The sequence below is a fragment of the Cohnella silvisoli genome (genome assembly GCF_021190915.1).
GTDB classification, from domain to species: domain Bacteria; phylum Bacillota; class Bacilli; order Paenibacillales; family Paenibacillaceae; genus Cohnella; species Cohnella silvisoli.
In genome coordinates, this window is record NZ_JAIOAP010000001.1 from 555,412 (window position 1) to 579,409 (window position 23,998).

At 49.7% G+C, this 23,998-nt stretch carries 17 protein-coding genes and 1 pseudogene; 13 read left to right on the top strand and 5 right to left on the bottom strand.

The genetic code is table 11. The features are described from left to right. The first annotated feature begins 228 nt into the window (after nt 1–228). Nucleotides 229–1,146 carry a phytanoyl-CoA dioxygenase family protein gene (locus K7P76_RS02345; RefSeq protein WP_232182691.1) on the top strand — a complete coding sequence of 306 codons (918 nt, stop codon included), beginning with the start codon at nt 229–231 and terminating at the stop codon, nt 1,144–1,146. A 10-nt stretch (nt 1,147–1,156) separates the two neighbouring features. Here K7P76_RS02345 and K7P76_RS02350 read toward each other — a convergent pair whose 3' ends face one another. Then, entirely contained in the window at nt 1,157–2,029 is an 873-nt protein-coding gene (locus K7P76_RS02350) for a helix-turn-helix transcriptional regulator (RefSeq protein WP_232182702.1), read from the bottom strand. A gap of 308 nt (nt 2,030–2,337) precedes the next feature. On the opposite strand from K7P76_RS02350, the gene K7P76_RS02355 reads away from it, so the two are divergent. Further along, nucleotides 2,338–3,288, top strand: a complete 951-nt coding sequence (locus tag K7P76_RS02355; RefSeq protein WP_232182704.1) for an ABC transporter permease — start codon at nt 2,338–2,340, stop codon at nt 3,286–3,288. Nucleotides 3,289–3,470: 182 nt separating this feature from the next. Here the strand turns inward: K7P76_RS02355 and K7P76_RS02360 are convergent, their stop codons facing one another. Next, entirely contained in the window at nt 3,471–4,577 is a 1,107-nt protein-coding gene (locus K7P76_RS02360) for an RNA-guided endonuclease InsQ/TnpB family protein (RefSeq protein ID WP_232182706.1), read from the bottom strand. Between the two features lie 132 nt (nt 4,578–4,709). Between K7P76_RS02360 and K7P76_RS02365 the strand changes: the two genes are divergently transcribed. The 6 genes and pseudogenes from K7P76_RS02365 to rhuM (K7P76_RS33025) all read left to right on the top strand — a co-directional run bounded on the left by K7P76_RS02365 (nt 4,710) and on the right by rhuM (K7P76_RS33025) (nt 13,658). After that, nucleotides 4,710–5,582: a carbohydrate ABC transporter permease gene (locus tag K7P76_RS02365; protein WP_232182708.1), complete on the top strand. Its 873-nt coding sequence runs from the start codon at nt 4,710–4,712 to the stop codon at nt 5,580–5,582. A gap of 72 nt (nt 5,583–5,654) precedes the next feature. Beyond that, the gene (locus tag K7P76_RS02370; protein ID WP_232182710.1) at nt 5,655–7,232 is read left to right on the top strand and encodes an ABC transporter substrate-binding protein; all 1,578 of its coding nucleotides are present in this window, start codon (nt 5,655–5,657) and stop codon (nt 7,230–7,232) included. 115 nt (nt 7,233–7,347) lie between these two features. Beyond that, nucleotides 7,348–9,690 carry an AraC family transcriptional regulator gene (locus K7P76_RS02375; RefSeq protein WP_232182712.1) on the top strand — a complete coding sequence of 781 codons (2,343 nt, stop codon included), beginning with the start codon at nt 7,348–7,350 and terminating at the stop codon, nt 9,688–9,690. Nucleotides 9,691–9,824: 134 nt separating this feature from the next. After that, a complete protein-coding gene (locus tag K7P76_RS02380; RefSeq protein WP_232182714.1) occupies nt 9,825–12,539 on the top strand; it encodes an alpha-L-rhamnosidase in 2,715 nt (904 codons plus the stop codon). 717 nt (nt 12,540–13,256) lie between these two features. After that, nucleotides 13,257–13,430: pseudogene (gene rhuM, locus K7P76_RS33020) on the top strand (RhuM family protein); the annotation flags it as partial. Then, the gene (rhuM, locus tag K7P76_RS33025) at nt 13,410–13,658 is read left to right on the top strand and encodes a RhuM family protein (protein ID WP_255678151.1); all 249 of its coding nucleotides are present in this window, start codon (nt 13,410–13,412) and stop codon (nt 13,656–13,658) included. The pseudogene rhuM (K7P76_RS33020) and the gene rhuM (K7P76_RS33025), both read left to right, overlap by 21 nt. Before the next feature lie 384 nt (nt 13,659–14,042). Here rhuM (K7P76_RS33025) and K7P76_RS02390 read toward each other — a convergent pair whose 3' ends face one another. From K7P76_RS02390 to K7P76_RS02400, 3 genes are read right to left on the bottom strand one after another with little or no spacing between them, the layout of a single operon-like run. After that, nucleotides 14,043–14,948 (bottom strand): fumarylacetoacetate hydrolase family protein, encoded by a 906-nt coding sequence (locus tag K7P76_RS02390; RefSeq protein WP_232182715.1) that lies wholly within the window; start codon nt 14,946–14,948, stop codon nt 14,043–14,045. A gap of 44 nt (nt 14,949–14,992) precedes the next feature. After that, a complete protein-coding gene (locus K7P76_RS02395; RefSeq protein ID WP_232182717.1) occupies nt 14,993–15,766 on the bottom strand; it encodes an SDR family NAD(P)-dependent oxidoreductase in 774 nt (257 codons plus the stop codon). 15 nt (nt 15,767–15,781) lie between these two features. Further along, nucleotides 15,782–16,531, bottom strand: coding sequence for an IclR family transcriptional regulator (locus K7P76_RS02400; RefSeq protein ID WP_232182720.1), 750 nt, complete (start codon nt 16,529–16,531; stop codon nt 15,782–15,784). Nucleotides 16,532–16,813: 282 nt separating this feature from the next. Between K7P76_RS02400 and K7P76_RS02405 the strand changes: the two genes are divergently transcribed. The 5 genes from K7P76_RS02405 (at nt 16,814) to K7P76_RS02425 (ending at nt 23,989) form a co-directional block, all read left to right on the top strand. Further along, the gene (locus tag K7P76_RS02405; RefSeq protein ID WP_232182722.1) at nt 16,814–18,622 is read left to right on the top strand and encodes a sensor histidine kinase; all 1,809 of its coding nucleotides are present in this window, start codon (nt 16,814–16,816) and stop codon (nt 18,620–18,622) included. A 4-nt stretch (nt 18,623–18,626) separates the two neighbouring features. Next, entirely contained in the window at nt 18,627–20,264 is a 1,638-nt protein-coding gene (locus tag K7P76_RS02410; protein WP_232182724.1) for a response regulator, read from the top strand. A gap of 151 nt (nt 20,265–20,415) precedes the next feature. Then, nucleotides 20,416–22,116 (top strand): extracellular solute-binding protein, encoded by a 1,701-nt coding sequence (locus K7P76_RS02415; protein ID WP_232182726.1) that lies wholly within the window; start codon nt 20,416–20,418, stop codon nt 22,114–22,116. A gap of 76 nt (nt 22,117–22,192) precedes the next feature. Further along, nucleotides 22,193–23,092, top strand: coding sequence for an ABC transporter permease (locus K7P76_RS02420; protein ID WP_232182727.1), 900 nt, complete (start codon nt 22,193–22,195; stop codon nt 23,090–23,092). 15 nt (nt 23,093–23,107) lie between these two features. Continuing rightward, nucleotides 23,108–23,989, top strand: a complete 882-nt coding sequence (locus K7P76_RS02425; RefSeq protein ID WP_232182729.1) for a carbohydrate ABC transporter permease — start codon at nt 23,108–23,110, stop codon at nt 23,987–23,989. Nucleotides 23,990–23,998: the final 9 nt, after the last annotated feature.

Sequence of the window (23,998 nt, forward strand, 5' to 3'; positions counted from 1 at the left end):
CTCCCCACTTATAGTCGGATTTACCGACTATGGCGAGCACATCCACCAACCCTTTCGTTTGGGGTTAAGATTTGTTCTACTAATGTTCCGCTAGTCTACTCGAGACAAGTAGGAGATCTGAAAACGCGAGTGCTTTTGGCAACCATAATGGCTGTTTCGGCTAAAGCTTTTTCCCTCCCCTTCCGGTAATCTAGGGTTGTAATCGACTCTAGGAGGAGGTTGGCTGAATTGGGAATTGCGAATAAAGGGTTGCCGGAAGCGAACGCGGCTGTGCAGGAAGTCATCACGGAGGAGCAGATGAGGTTTTTTTTGGACAACGGTTTTTTGGTCATCCGCAACGTACTGTCCGGCGAAGAATTACGGCTGCTGAGGGAACAAACAAAAGGAATAGTCGATAAAGGAATCACGGGCGAGGGAGTGGACGAGGATTTTCTATACCGAGTACGCAGCGGTGGCGAGCGCGTTTATTGGCGGACGGAATACGTCATCGACAAACTGGACGCGACGAAGGCGTTGCTGGGACATCCGTTTATTCTGAGGTCTGTGGAGAAACTTCAAGGACGCAATCTGATCCCGACGTGGGATTCCCTTGTCGTCAAGATTCCAAGCCAGGCGGCAAGCGTGCCTTGGCATCGGGATGCCGCCGTACCGGAGGGCTGCGACGATCCCCGGCCGATCTTCAACGTTGATTTTTATTTGGACGATGCGGACGAGAAGTCATGCTTGTGGGTCATTCCGGGCAGCAACCGATGGGATGCGAAGACGTCCCAAGAACGTTGCTCGCGGCCGGGTTTCGATTTCGAGGGCGCGATTCCGGTCCCGCTTAGAGCCGGAGACGTGATTTTCCACGACATTCAATTGCTGCACGGGTCACCTGAAGGAGAGGGCAATGCCCTGCGACGCACCATTTACTATGAATTCCGTCCGGGAGAAATCGAAGTCGAATTCGGACCGCATACGCTCGAGTATTTGACGATCAAACAACGCTTGCTGAACGACTGCATCGACAGACGCAAACAAACCTCATACGGGGCGTCGGAGAAGCCATTCGATTATCGTCCCTCGGGACCGTTGGCTTTGGCTGCGGGCGCGTCCCCATCGCAGACCGGATATCGATTTCAGCACGATAAGTACTGGAGAACGTAGGACTCAGAACTCAGTAATAAATCAAATTCGAACAAAACTGGGTTAAACTCTGCCCGGTTTTTTTCTTGTACATCCGCCCGAACGTGTGCACGTCCGAATACCCTACCTTTAGCGCGATTTCGCCAATGGATAGGTTTGATTGGATGGCGAGCTCTTTGGCTTTGCCGATTCGGATCCAAGTCAGGTACTGCATGGGGGACATGCCGACGTGTTTGCGGAACAGGGCCAGAATGTAGTTTTTGGTGAGGCCCGATACTTTCTCGAGCTCTCCTATGAGGATTTCCCGATCGTAATGCTCGCTTAGATAGTTTTTGATCAACACCAGCTTGGGCATATTGTGCGCGTCGGTTTTCGTTCGTTCGCTATGAGCGCTGCCCCATTGGGCCGCTTCCGCTAATATTCGCATGAGAAGGCTCTGGCAATGAACTTGGTGAACGAGCCCGGGCTGGCGATAGTGGAACACGAGTTGGGAGAGAAGGGATTCCACCGGATGCCCCGCGAAATTTCCGAGAAGATGGTTGTTCTGGAACAAGTCATCGTAGGGAAAAGCGGAAGAACCGAAATGAAACACGATGGAGATACAGGTATAAGGCTGGTCTTTGACCGTAAGGATGGAATGGCGCTCGTGCGGACGATGGAACAACAAGTCCCCTTTGCGTGTCTCGTACGGGATATCGCCTACCGGGTAACGGCAGAAACCGTCGACAACGTACTGAAGGACGAACTGAGTCATTTCGCGGTCACGGATTTCCCAACCCTTAGGGGCATTGAACATATGCGCTAACGTAATATACGGAGGAAAATGGTAGTCAAGAAGTTTCCCGATCGTATCCGCCGGGTGCATTTCCGCCGGGTGCTTGCCGGACCAGTCGTTGAGTTCCATGGCGTAGTGTCTCCCTTCGTTTTAATAATTCGGTTAGACTGGATGTTGTTTCTTGTCTCAACTAAAACTATTACCCACAATCATTGTACATGTTTGAGAATAATTTATCTGCCTTGTTGGACCCAATCATTGGTCTATCAAGGTTTTTTGCGTTGTTCATATTTTCGGACAAAACCCAACAATCCGGCGCCCCGCAATTTAAACCCGACTTGTACGGCAAAACAAATAACGATCGTGGATTTAAACTTTCATTCATAGGGATAGTTGCTAATATGGAGTTGTCGTTAAGAGAAAGGAGTACAAGGAAAATGGCAACATCAGAATTCAGACATTATTCTCACCGCAAATCCGGTTTTATCAGTACTCTAAATCATAACAAATGGCTCCTATTTATGTCCGCTCCCGCTATGTTAGCTGTTATCTTGTTCTCGTATGTACCCATTTTCGGCGTCGTTCTTGCTTTCAAGAAATACAACTTTACGGACGGCATATTCGGAAGCCCGTGGGCAGGCTTTGACAACTTTAAGTACTTATTCGCTACGCGGGATGCCTTCAACAGCACGATCAACACGATCTATCTGAATGCCGTGTTCATCATCTTTTCTTTGGCGGGATCGGTATTAGTCGCTCTGCTCATGATGGAGGTGCGCAGCCGGCGGTTGACAAAGGCGTATCAAACGGCATTATTTTTCCCCTATTTTATTTCTTGGGTGATCGTCGGTTATTTCGTTTACGCTCTTCTAAACTATGACAGCGGCACGATCAACCGGCTGCTCGGATCCGTAGGGCAGGAGGCCGTGCAGTGGTATACGAAGCCTCAATACTGGCCCGTTATTTTGGTCCTCGTCTACATGTGGAAGTATGTCGGTTATTACAGTCTGATCTACATGGCCGGGATGCTGGGCATCGATAAAGAATACTATGAAGCCGCCATGATAGACGGGGCTACGAAATTTCAGCAAATTCGCAAAATAACGCTGCCGCTGCTCATGCCGTTAATGACGATCATGGTGCTAATGCAGGTAGGCAGAATATTTTTCGCAGACTTTGGCTTGTTTTATAACGTTACGCAGAACAGCGGAGCGTTATACAGCACAACGGATGTCATCGATACGTATGTTTTCCGAACGTTTCGAGTGCTGGGCGATGCGGGAATGGCCACCGCGGCCGGATTTTATCAGGCGATCTGCGGACTTGTTCTCGTCTATATTTCCAACTGGTGCGTCAGAAAAGTAAGCCCGGACGACGCCTTGTTCTAATGAAAGGGTGCACAGATCAACTACCCCCGCTTAACGTTGCACGTTTGAAGCGGGAGCTTGTACCTAACCGGCAGTATGGGCGGTTCGTCGGAACCTCCTGCCTTTATTCGCTCGTTTATTAGCGTGTTGGTACATCAGGGCGGGCTGACATCCACCCGTACCGCAAGTGCTTGCACCTACGGTCACTTCGACAGGTACTCGGTTCCCTTGTATCGAAGATTCATGGCTCCGACGCGATCGTCGTTCGTCGTATAACCGCACTTTTTGCATCTGAACGTGTGGATCTTTTTGATTCGATTCGCTTTGTCAGGCTTCAGACATTTCGGACACGTTTGAGAAGTATAGGCCGGATCGACGGCGATTACCTTGCATTGGTGCAAAGCGGCCTTGTATTCGATCATCTGCCTCAGTTGCCGGAACGCCCACGATACTGACACATACCGGTCCTGCAGCCTGACTTTTTCGGTCTTGCCGCGTACACCGGATAAGTCCTCCAGTACGAGCAAACTGTCCTTTCCCGCCCGGGTCACGAGTGCCTTCGAGAGCTGATGGTTCACATCGCTCATCCAACGGTTTTCTCGGTTCCCGGTGGCCTTGAGCCGCCGGCGGGCGGAAGGGGTTTGCCTTTGCTGCAGGGACTTGCGTGCTTGGGCATACCGGGCTCGTCTGGTCTTCACTTGCCTGCCGTTGTAAAATGCCGTTTTCCTATCCGAGTCGTAGGTGGTGGCCAAAAAGTTGATGCCCAAGTCGATTCCGACGATGTTTCGGATTCGGCGGTCATCGGTTGGTTCTTCCATCTCTTTGGTCATCGGGATGTGCAGAAAGAACTTTCCCTTCTTCACAACTAACTTTGCTGTACCGAAGTCCCAAGTGCCATCAAAGAAGCGCTCCATTCCGTTCGGGTTAAAAGGAACCTTGACTCGTCCTTCGAGAGTGTTGAGGGAAAATTGATCTTTCTTTATCGAGTAGTCCCGGTTGTAGACCAGATCGTATTCCGGTTTTCTAAACACAGCCAGTGTTCCGGTAACACCATTTGACTTCATCGACCGATACTTGGCTGCCACTGTCTTGATGACACTTTGGGCCATTTGCGAACGCAGTCCGAATGTGGTACGAAGTGGCCTATATAGTTGCTTATGTAGTGCAAAAGGGGTAGCAACTTGATGTTCAAACGAGAACCGGGAGGTGTGATTCAATGCCTGTTTGATCGAACGAATGGTCGTGAGCAGCAGAGAAGCCTGCTCAGGTGTTGGAGTCAGCTTGACTTTGGCAGTCAGCGTAACTTGCAAGATTTCACCTCCCATATAGAAATGCGAATATATGTTCTATTTTATAACAAAGAGAGCAACTTTTCAAGCAAAAGTAAGGAGGGAAGGCGCATTCCTCTCCGTCTGTAGAGATCGGAGTCTCCTGCGCCAACTATGATGAAAACATATAGCATATGGCAACGCGCTGTCCTCCACTTGATGCTGCTGATCTTGGCGGTCATGTGCATCGTTCCGCTAATCTTGGTCGTGTCGGCTTCTTTCTCGGATGAAACGGCAATCGTGAAATACGGTTACACCTTGTTGCCCAAGGTCATTAGTACCTACGCATACAAGTACATTTTGTCGAACCCTTCGCAAATATTCCAAGCCTACGGCGTCACGATTTTTGTTACCGCGATAGGCACCGTATTCAGTTTAGCGATTTCGTCCTGCCTCGCTTATGTGTTGTCAAGGAAGGACTTCGCTTATGGCCGCAAGTTTTCGTTCGTCATTTACTTCACGATGCTCTTTAATGGAGGGCTTGTGCCGAATTATATGCTGGTTACGCAGGCGCTTCATATGAAAAATAGCGTGTGGGCGCTTATTCTGCCTTATCTGGTCATTCCGTGGTTTGTGCTCTTATTGCGAACCTATTTCGCGGATATTCCGGAGTCGTTGATTGAAAGCGCTAAGATCGAAAGCGCGGGTGAATTCAGAATTTTATTTTCCATCGTTCTTCCTCTCTCGCTCCCGGCCATGGCCACCGTGGGACTGTTCATTATTCTGATGTACTGGAATGACTGGTATTTGGCGCTGCTGTATCTGGATGACAGTAAGAAATACCCTTTACAATATTTGCTCTATAACATTATGCAAAATCTTTCGGCGATTCAAGCGAATCCGATGCCTGGGTTGAAGATCAAACTGCCCGGAGAAAACACGCGAATGGCTATTGCCGTGTTGGCCACGGGACCGATCCTGTTCGCGTTCCTGTTCGTCCAACGGTTCTTCATAGCAGGCTTGAAAGTCGGTGCAGTCAAAGGGTAGAGAGAACAACGGCTTACACCGGATAACGGTTAAGTATACAATTAAACATCATAAAGGGAGGAAACGAACAACATGAACAAAACTGCAAAAGTATGGGGTCTCGTCTTAACCGTCTGCTTGACGCTGGCGCTCGTGCTGGCCGGATGCGGTACATCCAACAAAGAGAAAGGTGCCGTCACACCAAACGCCTCAGCAACTGCATCATCCTCGCCGTCGGGAACGGCAGCCGCTTCGGAAAAGCCGAAGCTGGATCCAGTGGAGCTGTCTTGGTACGTTCCCGGAACGCCGCAGAAGGATACCGAATCGGTAGAGGCGGAAATCAACAAATATTTGCAGGACAAAATCAATGCCACGATCAAAATCAAATACATCGACTGGAGCTCGTTCGAGCAGAAGCTCAACGCGATGACGGCGACAGGCGAAAACTTCGACCTCGTGTTTACCGCTGCCTGGTTCAACAACTACGTGACGAACGCGGGCAAAGGCGCCTTCTTGCCAATGGATGAACTGATCGATCAATACGGCCCTCATTTGAAGGAGAAGTTCGGCAAATACTTGCCGGCGGCCGCGATCAATGGAAAGCTGTATGCGCTGCCTTACAATATCGGCGCGATGGCGCTGCAAAGAGGCATTAATGTCAATAAACAATTGGCGGACAAGTACGGCTTCGATCCGAAAGGCATTAAGAAACTGTCCGATTTCGACCCGCTCTACTCCCAGATCGTGAAGAACGAGAAGGGCATTACTCCGATCGGCATGGATAATAACCAAAGGTCTTTTATAGCGATGTATACGATGCCCTTCATGTTTATCGACAATAAGCTTCCCGGAGTCGTGAAAGCCGACGACGATTCTCTCACGATCATGAACCAGTACACGTCTACGGAATTCAAGAGTTATGTCGAGCTTATGCGAAGCTGGAACCAACAAGGATTCATCAACAAAGATTCGGTGTCCTTGAAGGATTCCAACACGCCGCTGAAAGCCGGGAAGTTTGCCGGAATTGTGGATAACGTTGCGCCGGGCTGGGATGTCTCGTTCAAGAACAATTACGGCTTCGATATTTATCAAGTGGCGACGACGGAGCCGGAATTGTCCACCGCAGGGGTTTTCGCCAGCATGACGGCGATCAGCAAAACGAGCAAAAATCCGGAGCGGGCGATGATGCTGCTCGACCTGGTGAACTCCGATTATCATTTGCTGAACCTCTTCGCTTTCGGAATCGAAGGCAAGCATTACATGGTGACGGACGGTTCGTCTGATATTAAGATCATTAAACGTCCGGACGGCGTAACGGCGGAGACAAACGGTTACGATCTGAACGGTTCGGGCTGGTTGTTCGCGGATCCGTGGATGCTTTACGATTACAGCCCGGACAGAGTCGCCCAAGTCGAAGCGCAGAAGAAATTCGTCGATTCCGCGAAGCTGTCACCGATTCTCGGGTTCGTATTCAATCCGGAGCCTGTGAAGACGCAGGTGGCCAGCGTCACCGCCGTTTTCGACCAATTTATGCCCTCTTTGGGCTCGGGATCGCTTGATGTGAACAAGGCGCTTGGAGAATTCATCGACAAAATGAACAAAGCGGGCGCCGAAGATATTATTAAAGAAATGCAGAAGCAAATCGACGCATGGAAAGCGGCGAAAAAATAAGCTTTCCTGATCAGGCGGGATGGTCGGGGTTAGAGAGGTGTTGAGCTTGATCGACACTTCCTCTGACTCCGATTTTGTACTATCATGGAGTCACCTATCCAAGGGAGTCATCCACATGAAATTTCTGAACCGGTCCTTCAGCCTATATAAAAAAATGATTCTATACACTTCCATTCTCATTGCCGCGATTCTGTTGCTGCAATCGTTTATTTTAAACCGGTATTTTGAACGCATCGGCTCGCAGATCACGTTTAATTCCAATCTGAATATTTTATCCCAGATTAGCTATAGCTCCAACTACATGAACGATTCGGTTAGAAGCTTCGCGGCGACCATCTATTCCGATTCGAAAAATCTTCCGCTGATGTACTCGCAAACGACAAACCCGGACGAGATTTACGAGCAAATGAAAAGCATCGATACGATGGTCAATCAATCTCCCTTTATTTATTCAGTCTATATCTACAACGGCAATAGAAACGAATTCTATTCGACGACGTGGGAGACAATCGTCAGCTCCAGGGATTTTCTGGACAAGGACATGGTGCATAAACTTGAAAACGGAGGACTGCCGGCCAATTATCAGTTCTCGCCCATCCCGCGGAAAATTCCGCTCAACAGCTACAGCGGCTCAGACCAGCTGTTCACCGACGTATTGACTTATATCATCTTCGATCAGTTCTACAACAGCGACAAAATCCAAAGCGCGATCGTCATCAACGTGAAGGTCGATTATCTCACTGGCGTCATCAACGCGTTGAAAACGAAGGGCTCCTCCATATCCAACAAAATTTTAATTGCGGCCGGCAACCGGTTCATTACGGGCAACCAGCAAACGAACGAAGCCAATAGTAATGCCATGGGCGATGCCTATTTTCAGCAAATTCTCCATAGTCCGGACAAATCCGGCTACTTCAAGGATACGACCGGGAAGCAAAGCAACTTGGTCACCTTTGTGTCTTCGGACATTCCGGATTGGAAATTCGTCAGCATTACTCCCTATAAAGAAATCGTCAAGGATATCGATAGAATCAGGGTCGCGACGTATATCGCCTGCGTCGTCATTGTTGTGATCGGGTTTTTGCTCGCTTATTTTCTGGCGAAGCATTTGTATTCGCCGATCCGGTTTATTATCGGGAAAGTGGTCAAAGCGACCGACGCTGCCGAAGTTGGCAAGGACGTCAACGATATCGACTTTTTGTCCAAAGCTTTCATGGACAGCATCGAGGCCAAAAAAACGCTGCAAATCGCCAAGAACGAGAACGATATTCACCAGAAGCAGCAGGCGCTTCACCAAATGCTGACGGATGTAAACTTGGATATGGATTATGTTGAAAGGGTTTTCAATAAATATAAAATAACGTGGAATGCCGGCAAGCCGTTCTTCGTGTGCAACTATGCGATCGATCACGCGGAGGCGTTTAACCGGAAATTCGGCATCGAAGATCAGAAGCTGTTCCGATTCATGGTCGGGAACGTGGCTTGCGAGATTATGGGGGAGCATTTCCGGACGGAATGCGTGATTGTGGATAACCAACGGATGATCGTCATTTTGCAAAATAAATCGGGGGATGCCGAGGAAGTATACGGAATTGCGCCTGATCTGGCGAAGAGGGTGCAGAACTGGTTCGATGAGAAGCTTGGCTTATCTTTAACGGCTGCGATCAGTTATTTGGCGCCCACGTTTGCGGAAATCGGATCATCCTATAAGAACGCGGTCGAATTATCCAAGTATCGCTTCCTATACGGACATCGATCGCTCTTGAAAGCGGAAATTCTGGACCGTGTCGAGGTGACGGGCTTTGAACATCCGAAGGATCTGGAGCGCGATTTGATGGAGAGCTTGACTTCAGGCAAGCTGGAGGACTGCATCCGGCATTATTACGAGATTATGAAACACGCTGCCCGATACTCCTTCGACAACGTTGCATCCTACCTTCTCTATTTCTCCTATCTCATTTATATGAAGATCAATGATATGGAGGCGAAGGGCTATGACAAGCTGTCGCTGGACAGCCATCAATTCACGCATGATATTATTTCCTGTGAAACGCTTGAGCAGGTCGATGCCAAATTCGTCGAGATGTTCACCACGATGACCGAAATCGTTAACCAGAAAAAGTTCAAACGGAAGAACGCGACAGCGGAAAAAATTATTCGCATCCTAGAAACGGACTATCCGAACAAAGCGCTTTGCCAGGAAGGAGTAGCCGGCGATTTGAACGTATCCAAGGATTACATCGGAAGAATATTCAAAGAAACGTATGCGAAGTCTTTCGGCGAATATTTGAACGAGATCAGACTGAACAAAGCGGCTCAGTTGCTGAGTACGACGAAGAAAAGCATCCCGGAAATCGTGGACGAAATCGGCTGGGAAAATAAAAATTACTTTTACACGATGTTTAAAGCGAAATTCGGCATGACGACAAGCGAATACAGAATCAAATTCGGCCTGTGATCGCACAGGCTTTTTTTGTCCGCTAATTTAAACAACGGAAGTGCGATTTAACAAACAAAAGTCGTAAACTTAAACTTCAAATCGGCATGCCGAACCCTTAATAATAAAGGAAAAACCGACAACGGAGGCTTCCGATGGAACGTTTGAACAACACCGACAAATTGTTTTTTACGGCTGATTTATTATGCGAGTATGCTTCTAACCCTTTGGGCATTGACACGAAAACGCCGCTGCTATCCTGGGCTCTGCGGCATAAAGAGCGCGGACAGACGCAAACGGCGTACCGTATCGTCGTATCGAGCAGCCAGACATTGCTGGAGGAAAATAACGGGGATTTGTGGGACAGCGGCAAGGTCATTTCGGACCAATCAAGCGGCATCACGTACGGCGGCGCCGATCTGAGCAGCGGCCAAACTTGCTGGTGGAAGGTGAAAGCGTGGGATGGAAACGGACGGGAAGGCGATTACAGCAAGGCAGCCACGTTCGAAACGGGCTTGTTCTATCCCGAGGATTGGCACGGCACATGGTACGGCCACGCCGGCGGATTTAACGGCTCGTCGGTGCTCATGCGCAAGGAGTTCGAACTGCAAGAGGGCAAGCGAGTCGCCAAGGCCAGAGCCTACATTTCGGGGCTCGGGTACTATGAACTCCGGCTGAACGGCCGGAAGGTCGGGGATCATGTGCTGGATCCCGGTGCTACCGATTATAGTCGAAGAATATTGTATAGCACTTATGACGTCGCTGATAGATTGAAGCCCGGACGCAACGTCATCGGCATTATGTTGGGCAACGGTTGGTATGGCGCCCCGAAGGCGCTGCTCCAGATGAATATCGATTTCGAAGACGGCTCCCGAGAAGTAGTATGCACCGCGTGGGATTGGGGAGCAGGGTGGCACGTATCGCGCGGTCCGATCGTCAGGAACAGCATTTTCGAAGGGGAAGTGTATGACGCCCGGCTGGAAAAGGAGGGCTGGGACACTGAAGCTTATGATATGGCGAAATATAACCATCGGGCAAGCGGCTGGATTACGGCTTCGTCGATGGAAAGCCCTGGAGGGAAACTCGTATCGCAGGTGATGGAGCCGATCAAGGTGATGGGAGAAATAAATCCGGTAAAAGTAACCCGAATAAGCGATAAAGTTCAGGTTTACGACATCGGTCAGAATATGGCGGGTTGGGCGAAGATTGTGGTGAGCGGGTCCAGCGGCTCTATCGTCTCTATGAAATATGCGGAGAGCCTCTACGAGGATGGGACCGTCAACCAGGAAAATCTCAGGCTGGCCGACGCCAAGGACACTTATATTTTGCGAGGCGGCGAGCGGGAAATCTATGCGCCAAGGTTCACCTACCATGGCTTCCGGTATGTGCAAGTGGAAATAGAAGCGGGGGATGCGCGGGTTTCGCAGCTGACAGCGCAGATCGTGCGTTCGTCCGTTGAAGCTATCGGCTCTTTCGCATGCAGCGATGAACTGGTCAACCGGATTCACCGAAATGTGTGGTGGACGGAAGCCAGCAATCTTCATAGCATTCCAACGGACTGCCCGCAGCGGGACGAGCGCATGGCATGGTTGAACGATGCAACCGCGAGGGCGGAAGAAGCGCTGTACAATTTCGACATGTCGCGGTTTTACCAGAAGTGGCTGGACGACATCGAGGATACCCGGGATGAAACGACGGGGGCGATCGCCGACACGGCACCTTACCGGTGGGGATTCCGGCCCGCCGATCCGGTCGCCAGCTGCTACTTGACGATTCCTCTTCTGCTGTATCGGCACTATGGGAACAAGAGAGTGCTGCAGCGGCATTATGAGGGATTGAAGGGCTGGACAGAATATCTGGCCAACGAGGCGGAGCAATTTATCGTGAAGCGAAGCTATTACGGGGATTGGGCGTCGCCGATCATCGATTGCGAAATTCAGAGCGACGGGGAGGGAGCGATCTCGAAAGGTACGCCCGGGGAATTGGTATCGACGGCGCACTTTTATTGGAATGCCGCGCTGCTGGTCCAGATCGCGGCGATATTGGACAAGCCCGAAGACGAGAGAGTATACGCCGGACTTGCGGCAAACATCAAAGAGGCGTTTAACCGAAGCTTTTTCGATGGCAACACGAACAATTATGCGAAAGGCAGTCAGGGGTCGAATGCCATCGCGCTCAAATTCGGCTTAGTTCCGGAAGAGCGGATCAAGGATGTCGTTCGCAATCTCGTCGAAGATATCGAGCAAGCGCATGATTTTCATCTAAGCACCGGCAACCAATGCACTAAGCATATGCTCGAAGCGCTGGCGGAGCAGGGTCAAATCGAAACGGCCTATCGGATCGTCACGCAGACGACTTATCCCAGCTGGGGATTCATGATCGCGAACGGAGCGACTACGATATGGGAGAGATGGGAGTACGACATCGGCAATGCGATGAACTCCAGAAATCATCCGATGCATGCCAATGTGGGATCGTGGTTTTACAAAATCGTTGCCGGTATCCTCCCGGCCGAGTCCGCGCGGGGATTCGACAGGATGATCATCAAACCTTACCCGGCGGGCGATCTGAGCTTCGTGAATGCCTCCTTGAAGACGATCAAAGGCTTGGTGGAGGTTCGATGGGTACGGGGAAACGACGAATTTTCGCTGGAAGTGAATATTCCGGCCAACAGCCGCGCCAAGGTATGCTTACCCGTTCCTGCTCAGCAAGCGAGGGCGTTCATCATAAAGGAAGGAAGCAACATCATCTGGACCGGGGGGGGATTCATGCAGGGAATGGATGGTATATATGGCGGCATAGGCAGTGAGGGTTATGCCGAATTGGAAGTCGGATCGGGTGTCTATTCATTTACGGTGGAACATATTTAACCAAGGCTGGTATTATTGCTTTCGGCATGAACGATGGAACATTCGGCGTAACATCAGGCACGTTTAAACCAATATTCAATCGATCATAAATGCCGTGAAAGCCCAGAACTCCGAACGACTATTTGATCAGTTGGTATGCGCAGTATGCTTCCTCGCTGCTCATACCCTAAAGTTGGAAGTATTGATACCTTCGGAACTTCATCAAGAGTGCATCAGGTTTAACAAAAATGAGCACCGGACAGTTTCTCGTCCGGTGCTCATTTTCTCTATTCAGTGAGAAGTTTCACTAGCTACGAGCATTCAGGATCAAACATCCTCGTGTACTAATCGGTTCGTCAATTCCCCTAATTTCTCAATAGCAATCGTCACAACGTCGCCGTCTTTCACTGGCGACCTGAGTACACGGCGTGTAACTAGTCCAGAGTGCTAGCGCATTTTACTTTCACTGCATACGCCGCCTAGCCTCGCGATTCATGCCGGTTGATTTTAGCGCGCGAGGATGGTCAGGCGAAAATCATTGTTCGTATGGAGAACGAGACGGTGTGGCTCTCATTAAGTCAACTTGTTGAACTGTTTCAACGGGATAAATCGGTTATATCACGTCACATTAAGAATGTGTTTCAAGAGGGCGAGCTTGACCCTGGTTCAGTTGTTGCAAAATATGCAACAACTGCGACGGATGGAAAGACGTACCTAGTGGACTAATACAACCTCGACGTTATTATATCCGTAGGCTACCGTGTAAAGTCTCATAGAGGGACGCAATTTAGAATATGGTCGACCCAAAGATTGAGGGAATACTTAATCAAGGGTTTTACTATGAATGATGTTTTACTGAAGCAAGCGGGCGGGGGCAACTATTTCAATGAATTGCTTGCTAGAATTCGCGATATTCGTTCATCGGAAAATTGGATTGAACGATTGGATGCATTTCTCAAACTTAATGAATATGAAATTCTGACTCATCCAGGTATGATTAGTCACGAGGCTGGCTTAAAGAAGGCACATGCTGAATATGACAAGTATAGAGAGAAATCGAATAATGAACTATCATTAGTGGAGAAGCATTTTCTGAATTCACTAGATCATACAATGGACAAGTTAATTGGAGAGAGCTAGCCCAGATGAACGATTTCATGCTCATCAGGGCTAGCTCTTTATTTACATATCAGAAGTATTAAATTCGAGGGTGGCTTCGCTACCTGGGCAGTTTTTTGGCCTTGGCGAAGTCTCGACGCTGCAGATCAAGGTGGTGAGGGCAGTTTTTTGGCCTTGGCGAAGTCTCGACGTTGCAGATCAAGGTGATGAGGGCAGTTTTTTGGCCTTGGCGAAGTCTCGACGCTGCGGTTCAAGGTGGTGAGGGCAGTTTTTTGGCCTTCGCACCCTATTACAATGGCGGAAGGGTCGATGACGGCGTATAAGGATGGCACATTCTTTCCCGAAAAAGGCAAAGCAGGTTTTCTTGTCATATAAGTAAGCTTCTCAAGCTACGAATCTGCAAACTCAAACTTCCTCGCGCACTAATCGGTTCGTCAATTCCCCTAATTTCTCGATGGCAATCGTTACAACGTCGCCGTCTTTCAAGTACACGCGCTGATCGACCGGGGCTCCGAACGCCACGCCTTCAGGCGTACCCGTCAAAATAATATCGCCCGGATACAAAGTCATATGCTGGGAGACGTAGCTGACAATCTCGTCACAATGGAAAATCATATCGGCAGTGTTCGAGTTTTGGCGTACTTGGCCGTTGACGGTGCAGCTGATATGCAGCGCATTCGGATTGCCGACTTCATCGGCGGTTACAAGATAGGGCCCGAGCGGGCTGAAGCCATCGCATGATTTGCCAAGCAGCCATTGTTGGGTACGCATTTGCAGGTCGCGCGCCGACAAGTCATTCACGCAGCAGTAACCGTACACGTGATCCAGCGCTTGTTCTTTGTTCACGTATTTCGTCTGCTTGCCGATCACTATGACCAACTCTGCTTCGTAATCGACTTCCTTCGAGACGCGTGGCAGGGCAACATCGTGATTATGTCCGGTTAGCGTATTGCTGAATTTGTTGAAAAGAATTGGGTATTCCGGAATCGGCATTTTCGATTCTTCGGCATGCTTGCGATAGTTGAGGCCTATGCATATGATTTTGCTCGGATGGGTGACACATGGACCGAAGGTCAACTCTGCTTCATTAAGCAGCAAAGAATCTCTCTTTGTGCTCTCCAGAGTATGGCTTACTAGTTGCTGCAACGCGGCATTCGCGGTTTCTCCACCTTCGATCGCTGCATGAACGGTAAGGGGAACGGTAAATGTCGGAGATAATTGCTTGGCGGCTGCCGCAACATCCAGCACGCCGAATTCCGTTTTCACGCCAAGATACTGCTCTTTATTTCTCACGAAAGTTAGTAGTTTCACAAGAACATCCTCCTGAATGTATGATTACATAGCTCACAGACCGATTAGGCATTCTTGCCGAAGGTTGCGCCGCCGTCAATATAGAATGGAGAGCCCATCATGAATTTCGATTCGTCGGAAGCGAGGAACAGCGCCGCGTAAGCAACATCCTCAGGGCGTCCCAATTCATTGCTCAGTTGTCTCGTTTTCAAGGATGCGATCGCCGCTTCAGGGTCATCGTAAGAGGTGCGAAGGTAGTTTTCGACAAATGGCGTCATGATCGTTCCAGGTACCAATGCATTCACCCGAATGCCGTAAGAGGCATAATCCACTTGCATAGCTTTCGTCAGGGCGAGAACTGCGCCTTTCGTTGCCGCATACGAGGCTCTGCGAGCAAGGCCGATCTCCGCAACGCAGGAGGACATGTTGATGATGCTGCCTGATTTGCGGTCCATCATATGATGGACAACATACTTGGAAGGCAAGTATACGCCTTTGATATTGATGCTCATAATGCGGTCCCAGACATCCGGCTCGACTTCATGCAGTGCGCCTACGCCGCTTATTCCAGCGTTATTGAAAAGAACGTCGATGCGGCCGTGCAATTGTATGATTTCGTCTACCATTTGTTTGACGGATTCCGGCTGCGTGACATCCGCTTGAATGAAATGGGCGGATCCACCGGCGGCAGTAATTTCGCTAACCGTTTCGTTCCCTTTGGCTGCATCGAGATCATTGACGATCACCTGAGCGCCTTCCCGCGCAAACAACTGGGCTGTGCTTTTACCGATACCCGAACCCGAACCCGTGATCAAAATAACTTTGTCCTGAAGTCTCATGAGAGCTCCTCCTATTTACTCGGAAAGTTTTTGTGCCAGATTACAAACTTCTTCCATACACTGCTGCTGTTTCTTCTCCCATTGGGACACCGTCATCGAGCAGCTAACTGCGGCGATTGCCTTGCCTTGTGCGTTGCGGATCGGAGCGGCTGCACAGCAAAATCCGACAACGGCTTCCTCGATGTCGAGGGCGCAGCCTTGAGATCGGATTTGCTTCAAATCTTTTTTAAGAGCCTGTAAAGTGGTTGATGTATTTATGGTTAAACTGCGATACGGCTCTTGCTCCGAGCCATATAACAGGTCGATCTCATCATCGCTTAAATCGGCGAGCATCGCTTTCCCGAGCGCCGTCGCATGCGCAGGCAGGCGCATTCCCGGTTCGGAGGCGAGTCGGACTGGCGTAGGCGCTTCTTCTTTGGCGATGTAAAGGACCTCTCTGCCTTCTAGTCTGGCGAGTTGAAGCGATTCGCCAAGCTTCAGTTTAGTAAGAGAAGCCTCCTTGTGAAAAGAACCCGTCAAGTCAAATTGCTGATTTGCCGCATGACCGAAACGCGACAGCTCCCGTCCTAATCGGTAGGTGTCTCCGGTCTCTTTTTCTATCCAGCCTAGGCTCTCCATCGTCAGCAACAAAGAGTACATCGAGCTTTTGTTGATCGTTAGCGCTTTGGACAGATCAATAAGCTTCAATTTGCCGGGAGATTGCGAGATTTCTTTAATAATGAGATGTGCGCGTTCGATGGCCGGAACTCGGTATTTAGCATCCATGAAGGAATTCTCCTTACAGGTATTTCGGATTTTAGTTGTTTAGGTTTATTATAGTAAACCAAGTTCATTAGATAGAACTATTTTAGCATATTCCATTTACGATTCTCAACCCCGACAGCTCACAGATCCGTACATGCCCAAATAAATGAATGGGCTTATTCGCGTTTAATCGAATGGAACCTGCAAGAAAGTATCGGGAAGACAAGAAAAGTAATCATAATGCAACCGGATACGGCTGCAGTCGGACAGGAATAGGAAATCCGTCGGCGAAGAATAAGAAAGATGTCGTTTTCACTCGGATTAAAGGACGTGTTCATCATACAAATCCATTCGGCGATGCGCAGAATGACCATTTTTCCCAAGCTGGTTTTAACGTTCCTCGTGGCTATCGTGCCGTTGTTTGTCGTCAGTCTGCAGCTCAACCGCATGGGAGCGGAAAGCGTAAGGAAAGAAATATGGGGCTCCATGGAGACGCGTATCCGGTTTAACATGGGCTCTCTCGAGTCCGAGATGGATCGGCTGTTACGGCTCCACAAGCAATATGCGCTTGATGAGGATGTAACGAAGCTGAGCATGATGTCATCCATCCTGCCCTATTACGAGGTGATGCTTCTGCATAAGCGGGTGCAGAACAAGCTGTGGATTATGGAGAACGCCAGCCTGTATATCTCGGAAGCCCGAGCGTACATTCCGCTGATCGGCAAGACGCTGCTATCGTTGTCTACCGAAGAGGGAATGACGGAGGAAGAGGAGAGAGAGCTGCAGAACCTGAACAGAAGCCAAGCATCACCGGTCGTCTATTGGCAAGGAAAGCTGCTGCTGAACACCATTTACCCAGATCCGTCTACTTCTGCCAAGCCGCCGATCTACATTCTTCAGTCCGAGATGGATCAGCGGGGGCTTCAGTCCTTTCTGCGCAATATGACGGGGGTCGGCGGGGGAGGCTCGCTGCTGTTCAACGATAATCAGAAATGGATGCTGGAGAGCGGGCCCGGCAGCACGACGATTAATGATCAAGTCAGAGCTTTCGTGAAAAGACAGCCGGTGGACCAGCACTTCGGCCAGGGTAAGATTACGGTGGACAGTCGGTCTTACTACGTAACCTTCGAGAGGTCCGGACTGCTTAATATGTATCTGGCTCTTTATATGCCGGAGGAGCAGGTTCTTGGACCGCTGGACAAATACCAAACCTGGTTCTGGATATTGTCCGCGCTGTCCCTGGCGGTCGTCATCGGGTTCTCCTACTGGATATTCCGCCTTATTCACTCTCCGCTGCGCAGTATGGTGAGGGCCTTCCGTAAGGTAGAGAAAGGCGATCTGACCGTGGCTATCGCCCATCGGAACTACGATGAATTCCAGTATTTATACCGCCAATTCAATATCATGGTCAGCCGCCTTCAGCAATCGGTGCAGGATGTGTACGAATCGAAGATCATGGCCCAGCAGTCCGAATTGAAGCAACTCCAGTCGCAAATCAATCCGCATTTTCTATACAACACGTATTATATGGTTCATCGCATGGCGGGCGCTCATGATGTTGATAATGTTGCAAAGGCGACGAAGTATTTGGGAGATTATTTTATATATATTACACGAAATTCTTCAGACGCCGCTTTGCTGGAGGAGGAGTGGAACCATACGATCGCTTATTTGGAAATTCAGCAGATGCGATTCCAAAATCGGATCGAGGCGAGTATCTCCTGTCAGTCCACCCGGCTTAGATCTGTACGCATTCCCCGGCTCATTCTCCAGCCTATCGTGGAAAACGCCTATCAGCACGGGCTTCAGTCCAAGAAGTCGGGCGGCATGATCGCCTTGTCCATCCAAGATTCGGAGGAAGAAGAGGCTATCGTCATTTCCGTTGAAGAGAACGGGGAAGGCTTGTCCGACGAAGAATTGCACCGTCTGCAGCAGAAGCTGGAGAGCGTCATGGAAGGCTCGTTCGAGAAGACGGGAATGATGAACGTGCATCAGCGTCTCCGTCTTAAATTCGGAGAGCCTTGGGGCATGAGGGTATCCAAAAGCGCTTTGGGCGGTCTGAAGATCGCCTTGTATATTCCTTTAGGAAAATCAACGAACGCGGAGGAATGAGGCTATGCGCCGAATTTTAATCGTAGATGACGAGTTGTTTATTTTAAACGGCCTGAGCGGAATCATTAAGGAAGCCGATTACGCCGATCTGGAAGTGTGCAAGGCTTCCTCGGCCGACGAGGCGATCGAATGGCTGCATAGAGCTACGATTGATATCGTGCTGACGGATATATGCATGCCGGGGATGGACGGGATTGAGCTGCAGCGGCATATTATCAGGCAATGGCCGAGATGCAAAGTGATCTTTCTGACGGGACATGACGAGTTCACTTATATCAAGGAAGCGATTCATCATCGGGCCGTAGATTATATTCTGAAGACGGAGGGCGACGAAGCGGTGCTGGGCGCTATTCGCAGGGCGTTAAGCGAGCTCGACAGCGAGATGGAGAGAGAAGCTCAGGTCGAGCAGGCGCAGAGCAGGCTGCAAATCGCGCTGCCATCGCTGCAGAACGAATTTCTGACCGAATTGCTGCAGGGCGAACTTCCGAAGGGAAGACCGATGCAGGAGCAATTCGACGCTTTGAATTTGCAACTCACGGACAGCCGCCCGGTTCTGCTGCTGCTTGCCCGTGTCGATGAATGGCTCGCTTACGGCACGGCGGACAAGGCGTTGCTGCTTTTCGCTGTGCAGAATATCGCGGATGAATACTTAAACGACGCCGTGGCGACCCAATCATTCGTCTATGAGAAGACACGGATTGCCTGCCTGATCCAGCCGATGGGCGAATTGCAAGGAGAAGAGGAGTTTCCCCGGCTGATTCGATTCGTACACGGCACGGCGGAAAGAATCCAACAGACATGCAATGAACTGCTGAAGCTGAAAGTATCCTTCGCCGCATCGAGCGCATTCTGCACTTGGTCGCTTGTTTCCGGCCAGCATGATGCGCTGAGACGGGCAATGCGCAGAAGCTTCGGAGCGGGCTATGAGCTGTTGCTAACCGAACAATCGGCTGAGGAACTTATTGATAACGCCCCTGTAGAATGGCAAATGAAGCGGGTATGCAAGCTGACCGATGAATTGGGACTGCTGCTGGAGAGCGGACAAAGGGAAGTGTTTAGGCACAAGCTAGCTGAGCTGATGAACGTCGAGTTGCTTATCGGAGATGCCGATCTTCGTCTTGCGGCGGCATGCCGACTGCTATCCATGTTCATGACTTTTCTTGCCAATGAAGGCTTGCTTAAGCCGCTGCTCGGCAGCGCAAACATGGATAGTCTGCTAAAGCTGGAGACGCATATTAGCTGGGAGCAGACGATGCTGCTGTTTGCCGAGCTGGGCGAGACCGTATTTATGAGAAAAGAAAGCATATCGAAGCAGTACGGCAAAAGTCTCGTTCATCGGCTCAGGCAATATATCGACGCAAATTTGTCCGGTGATCTGTCGGTTATACGGCTGGGCGAGGTCGTTTCTCTTAACGCTTCTTACTTGTCCCGATTGTACAAGCAGCTTACCGGCGAGAGCCTGTCGGACACCATTATGTCGACCCGGTTATCCGCCGCGAACAGAAAGCTCCGGGAGACGGACGACAAAGTGCAGGACATCGCAGCGCAAGTCGGCTTCGAATCGGCAGCCTATTTTAACCGTTTTTTTAAGAAAGCAAGCGGACTTACTCCGCAGGAATACCGCGAGCAAGCCCGCATATAACTTCTTGCACAGTGACCGTTCCTGTTATCCGCAAGTTGTAACGAGAAGTCAATAATAGTCGAAATCGTCTAATAGTGCCTCCTTAGATTCGAATCTATACTCATAACAAGAAGAGATATCTTCTGAAAATTTCACTAGGGGGAACCATCGCATGAAGAATTTAAGAGCGGTTGCAGCAAGCATTGCGGTTATAGTGCTGCTTGCCGCCGTACTGGCGGCATGCAATTCGAACAAGGGGAACAGTGAGTCAAGTCCAAGCGCCAGTTCGGCGCCGTCGGCATCGACCGAGTCAAGCCCGTCGGCCAGCGCACCGGCTGAAGCGATCGATCCGCTCGGCAAGTACGATCCGCCGATTGAAGTAACGGTTATTCGTCCTTATGACGAGAACGTCAAATTCGCCGAAGGCGAATCAGCCAATGATAATTTATGGACTCGACGATATGAAGAGAAGCTCGGCATCAAGATTAAATATAACTGGACGCTGCAAGGCCCGATCGACCAATACTATCAGAAGCTGAATGTTGCGATTGCGAGCAACGACTTGGCTGATATCATGACTGTAAACAGCAGCCAGTTGAAGCAGCTTGTGGAAGCGGGACAACTGGCGGATCTGACCGAAACTTACGACAAATATGCTTCGGATTTCATGAAGAAAGTGTTTGCGGACGACGGAGGCACTGCGATTAGCTCCGCGACTTTCGGCGACAAATTGCTTGCCCTTCCGCGTATTGGCTCCGACATCGACGAGGTTCCTCTCTTGTGGGTACGTACCGATTGGCTGAAAAAGCTGAACTTGCCTGAGCCTAAGACGATGGCAGATGTGCTGGCCATTTCCGAAGCGTTTACGACTAAGGACCCTGACGGCAACAACAAAGCCGATACGTTCGGTCTCGGCCTCACCAAAGATTTGAACGGCGGATTCGCAGGCTTCGAAGGCTTCCTGAACGGCTATCATGCGTATTACAACACATGGTTGAAGGATGCATCCGGTCAACTGGTCAACAGCAATATTCAACCGGAGATGAAAGCGGCTCTGGCCGACCTGCAGAAAATATATAGCGGGAAACAAATCGACAAGGAATTCGGCACCAAGGATGGCGGTAAAGTCGCAGAGGCCGTCACAAGCGGCAAGCTGGGTATGTACTACGGTGCGATGTGGACACCGGTCTGGCCGATTCAGGACGGCAGAAATCTCGATCCGAATATGGAATGGAAGCCGTTCGCACTTCCTTCCATAGACGGTCAACCGGCTAAAGGACAAGTTCCTTTTACCGTTTCGCAGTATTATGTCGTGAAGAAGGATGCCAAAAATCCGGAAGCGGCAATCAAGCTGCTGAATTACTGGTTCGACCACAACTACGTGCAGCCTTATCAAACGCCGGAAAGCAAATATGATGGCATTGAGACTTTCAAATATCTGATTCTGTCCGGCTCGCCGATCACGGAGAACCTGGATGTATACCGGAAGGCGAAGCCGCTGATTGAGGCCAACGATATCGAAGGCATGAAGACAGCAAGGGAAGGCCAGATCAAAGAAATTGCAAAATATTTGGAAGGCGATCAGAAGAGTTGGGGCTACTACAAAATATTAGGCCCAGATGGCAGCTACACGGTAATTGAGCAGTTGATGCAAGAAAATCGTATCCAGCGAAGCGAATTTTTCGGGGCTCCTACGCCAACGATGGGGGAAAAAGGAAGCACACTCGATACGCTGCTAAAAGAAACGTTCACGAAAATCATTATGGGCGCAGCACCGATCGATGAGTTCGACAAATTCGTGGAAAATTGGAAGAAGCTTGGCGGAGATCAAATTACCAAGGAAGTAAACGATTGGGCCGCTTCAAGGAAATAAAAGACTATGAACAAGAAGTAAGGAGAAGTGACCTTCATTGCTTCTCCTTCTTCTTTTCTCAAGGATGTGGAAAGAAATGCTGTCTAAAAAGTCAATCCGGGAAATTCCGCTTCATGTGATGCTGTTGCCGGGACTTCTTCTTGTTCTCGTATACAGCTACGTGCCCTTGTTCGGTTTATCGATGGCGTTTATTAAATTTTTGCCTGCGCGCCCCTATTTCGATAATCCTTGGGTTGGGCTCGACCATTTCAAGTACGTGTGGGAAATGCCGAATTCGTTGCGCGTGTTAGGAAATACGTTCTATATTGCGGCACTCAAAATAGTGATGGGGCAAATCGTGCCGATCGTTGTCGCGCTGCTGCTGAACGAGCTTCGCAAAGATTGGCTGAAGCGAGGCGTACAGACGCTGATCTATTTGCCGCATTTTCTATCGTGGATTATTCTAGGCGGCATTCTGATTGATATCTTGTCTCCTTCTCAAGGCATTGTCAACCAGATTCTTAAATCCTTTGGGATAGAGCCGATCTATTTCCTGGGCGAAAACCGCTGGTTCCCGTTCACGATCGTCATAACGGATGTGTGGAAGGAATTCGGATTTAATACGATTGTGTATTTGGCTGCTTTGACCGCGATCAATCCTTCTCTCTATGAAGCGGCTCTTATCGACGGAGCAAGTCGCTGGAAGCAGACGGTGCACGTTACCTTGCCGGGAATACTGCCGATTATTGTTTTACTTGCAACGCTCAGTTTAGGAAACGTTCTGAATGCCGGGTTCGACCAAGTGTTCAATTTATATAGTCCTTCGGTTTACGAAAGCGGCGATATTATCGATACGCTTGTGTATCGAACAGGTTTGGAGCAGGCCCAATACAGCGTAGCAACGGCTATCGGACTGTTCAAATCCGTCGTGTCGTTCGTTATGATTTCATTATCGTACTTACTGGCTTACCGCCTCGCAAATTATAGAATTTTCTAGATTGGAGGTTTCGGCATGATTCAAACGAGCGGAACCTATCGGATTTTTAATGTGCTGAACATCATTTTCTTGTCAGCTTTGGGATTAGTATGCATTTTCCCGCTGGTACACGTGCTTGCCCTGTCCTTCAGCAATAATAGCGCCGCTGCGGCAGGGCTGGTCAAGCTGTGGCCGGTCGGATTCACGACAAGCTCATATGAATTTATTTTGAGGAAACCGGCATTTCTGCAATCGATCATTGTGACCGTAGAACGGGTAGTTCTCGGTTCCTTCGTAAACCTGCTGCTGACGATGCTTATCGCGTATCCGTTGTCCAAGGAGGTTACCGCCTTCCGGTTCAGAACGGTATACGCCTGGATATTCGTCTTTACGATTTTGTTCAACGGCGGGCTCATTCCCTGGTACATGACAATCAAGTGGACGGGCATCATGGATACGCTGTGGGCTTTGGTGCTGCCAGGCGCCGTTCCGGTGTTCAACATCATTTTGTTGCTTAACTTTTTCCGCGGGCTTCCGAAGGAATTGGATGAATCCGCTGCAATCGACGGTGCCAGCCATTGGATCATCTTGTGGCGCATATATGTCCCCTTATCGCTTCCGGCAATCGCTACAATTTCGCTTTTTACCATTGTCGGTCATTGGAATTCTTGGTTTGACGGCTTGATTCTGATGAAATTACCGGAACATTTCCCTCTGTCCACGTATTTACAGACGATTCTCGTGAACATGGATATCACTTCAATGTCGGGCAAGGATTATGAAATATTGCGCGATGTTTCCGATCGGACAGCCAAAGCGGCTCAGATTTTCCTCGGGGCGCTGCCGATCATTGTCGTTTATCCGTTCTTGCAGCGGTTTTTCGTTAAAGGAATCGTTCTGGGCAGCGTTAAGGGCTAAGAAGATTGG

Excerpts from the sequence above, each read along its gene's own strand:
- K7P76_RS02380 (WP_232182714.1), top strand. The coding sequence starts at position 9,825 with ATGGAACGTTTGAACAACACCGACAAATTGTTTTTTACGGCTGATTTA.
- K7P76_RS02365 (WP_232182708.1), top strand. The coding sequence starts at position 4,710 with ATGATGAAAACATATAGCATATGGCAACGCGCTGTCCTCCACTTGATG.
- K7P76_RS02400 (WP_232182720.1), bottom strand. The coding sequence starts at position 16,531 with ATGGATGCTAAATACCGAGTTCCGGCCATCGAACGCGCACATCTCATT.
- K7P76_RS02355 (WP_232182704.1), top strand. The coding sequence starts at position 2,338 with ATGGCAACATCAGAATTCAGACATTATTCTCACCGCAAATCCGGTTTT.
- K7P76_RS02425 (WP_232182729.1), top strand. The coding sequence starts at position 23,108 with ATGATTCAAACGAGCGGAACCTATCGGATTTTTAATGTGCTGAACATC.
- K7P76_RS02375 (WP_232182712.1), top strand. The coding sequence starts at position 7,348 with ATGAAATTTCTGAACCGGTCCTTCAGCCTATATAAAAAAATGATTCTA.
- K7P76_RS02350 (WP_232182702.1), bottom strand. The coding sequence starts at position 2,029 with ATGGAACTCAACGACTGGTCCGGCAAGCACCCGGCGGAAATGCACCCG.
- K7P76_RS02420 (WP_232182727.1), top strand. The coding sequence starts at position 22,193 with ATGCTGTCTAAAAAGTCAATCCGGGAAATTCCGCTTCATGTGATGCTG.
- K7P76_RS02410 (WP_232182724.1), top strand. The coding sequence starts at position 18,627 with ATGCGCCGAATTTTAATCGTAGATGACGAGTTGTTTATTTTAAACGGC.
- K7P76_RS02395 (WP_232182717.1), bottom strand. The coding sequence starts at position 15,766 with ATGAGACTTCAGGACAAAGTTATTTTGATCACGGGTTCGGGTTCGGGT.
- K7P76_RS02370 (WP_232182710.1), top strand. The coding sequence starts at position 5,655 with ATGAACAAAACTGCAAAAGTATGGGGTCTCGTCTTAACCGTCTGCTTG.
- K7P76_RS02405 (WP_232182722.1), top strand. The coding sequence starts at position 16,814 with ATGTCGTTTTCACTCGGATTAAAGGACGTGTTCATCATACAAATCCAT.
- K7P76_RS02415 (WP_232182726.1), top strand. The coding sequence starts at position 20,416 with ATGAAGAATTTAAGAGCGGTTGCAGCAAGCATTGCGGTTATAGTGCTG.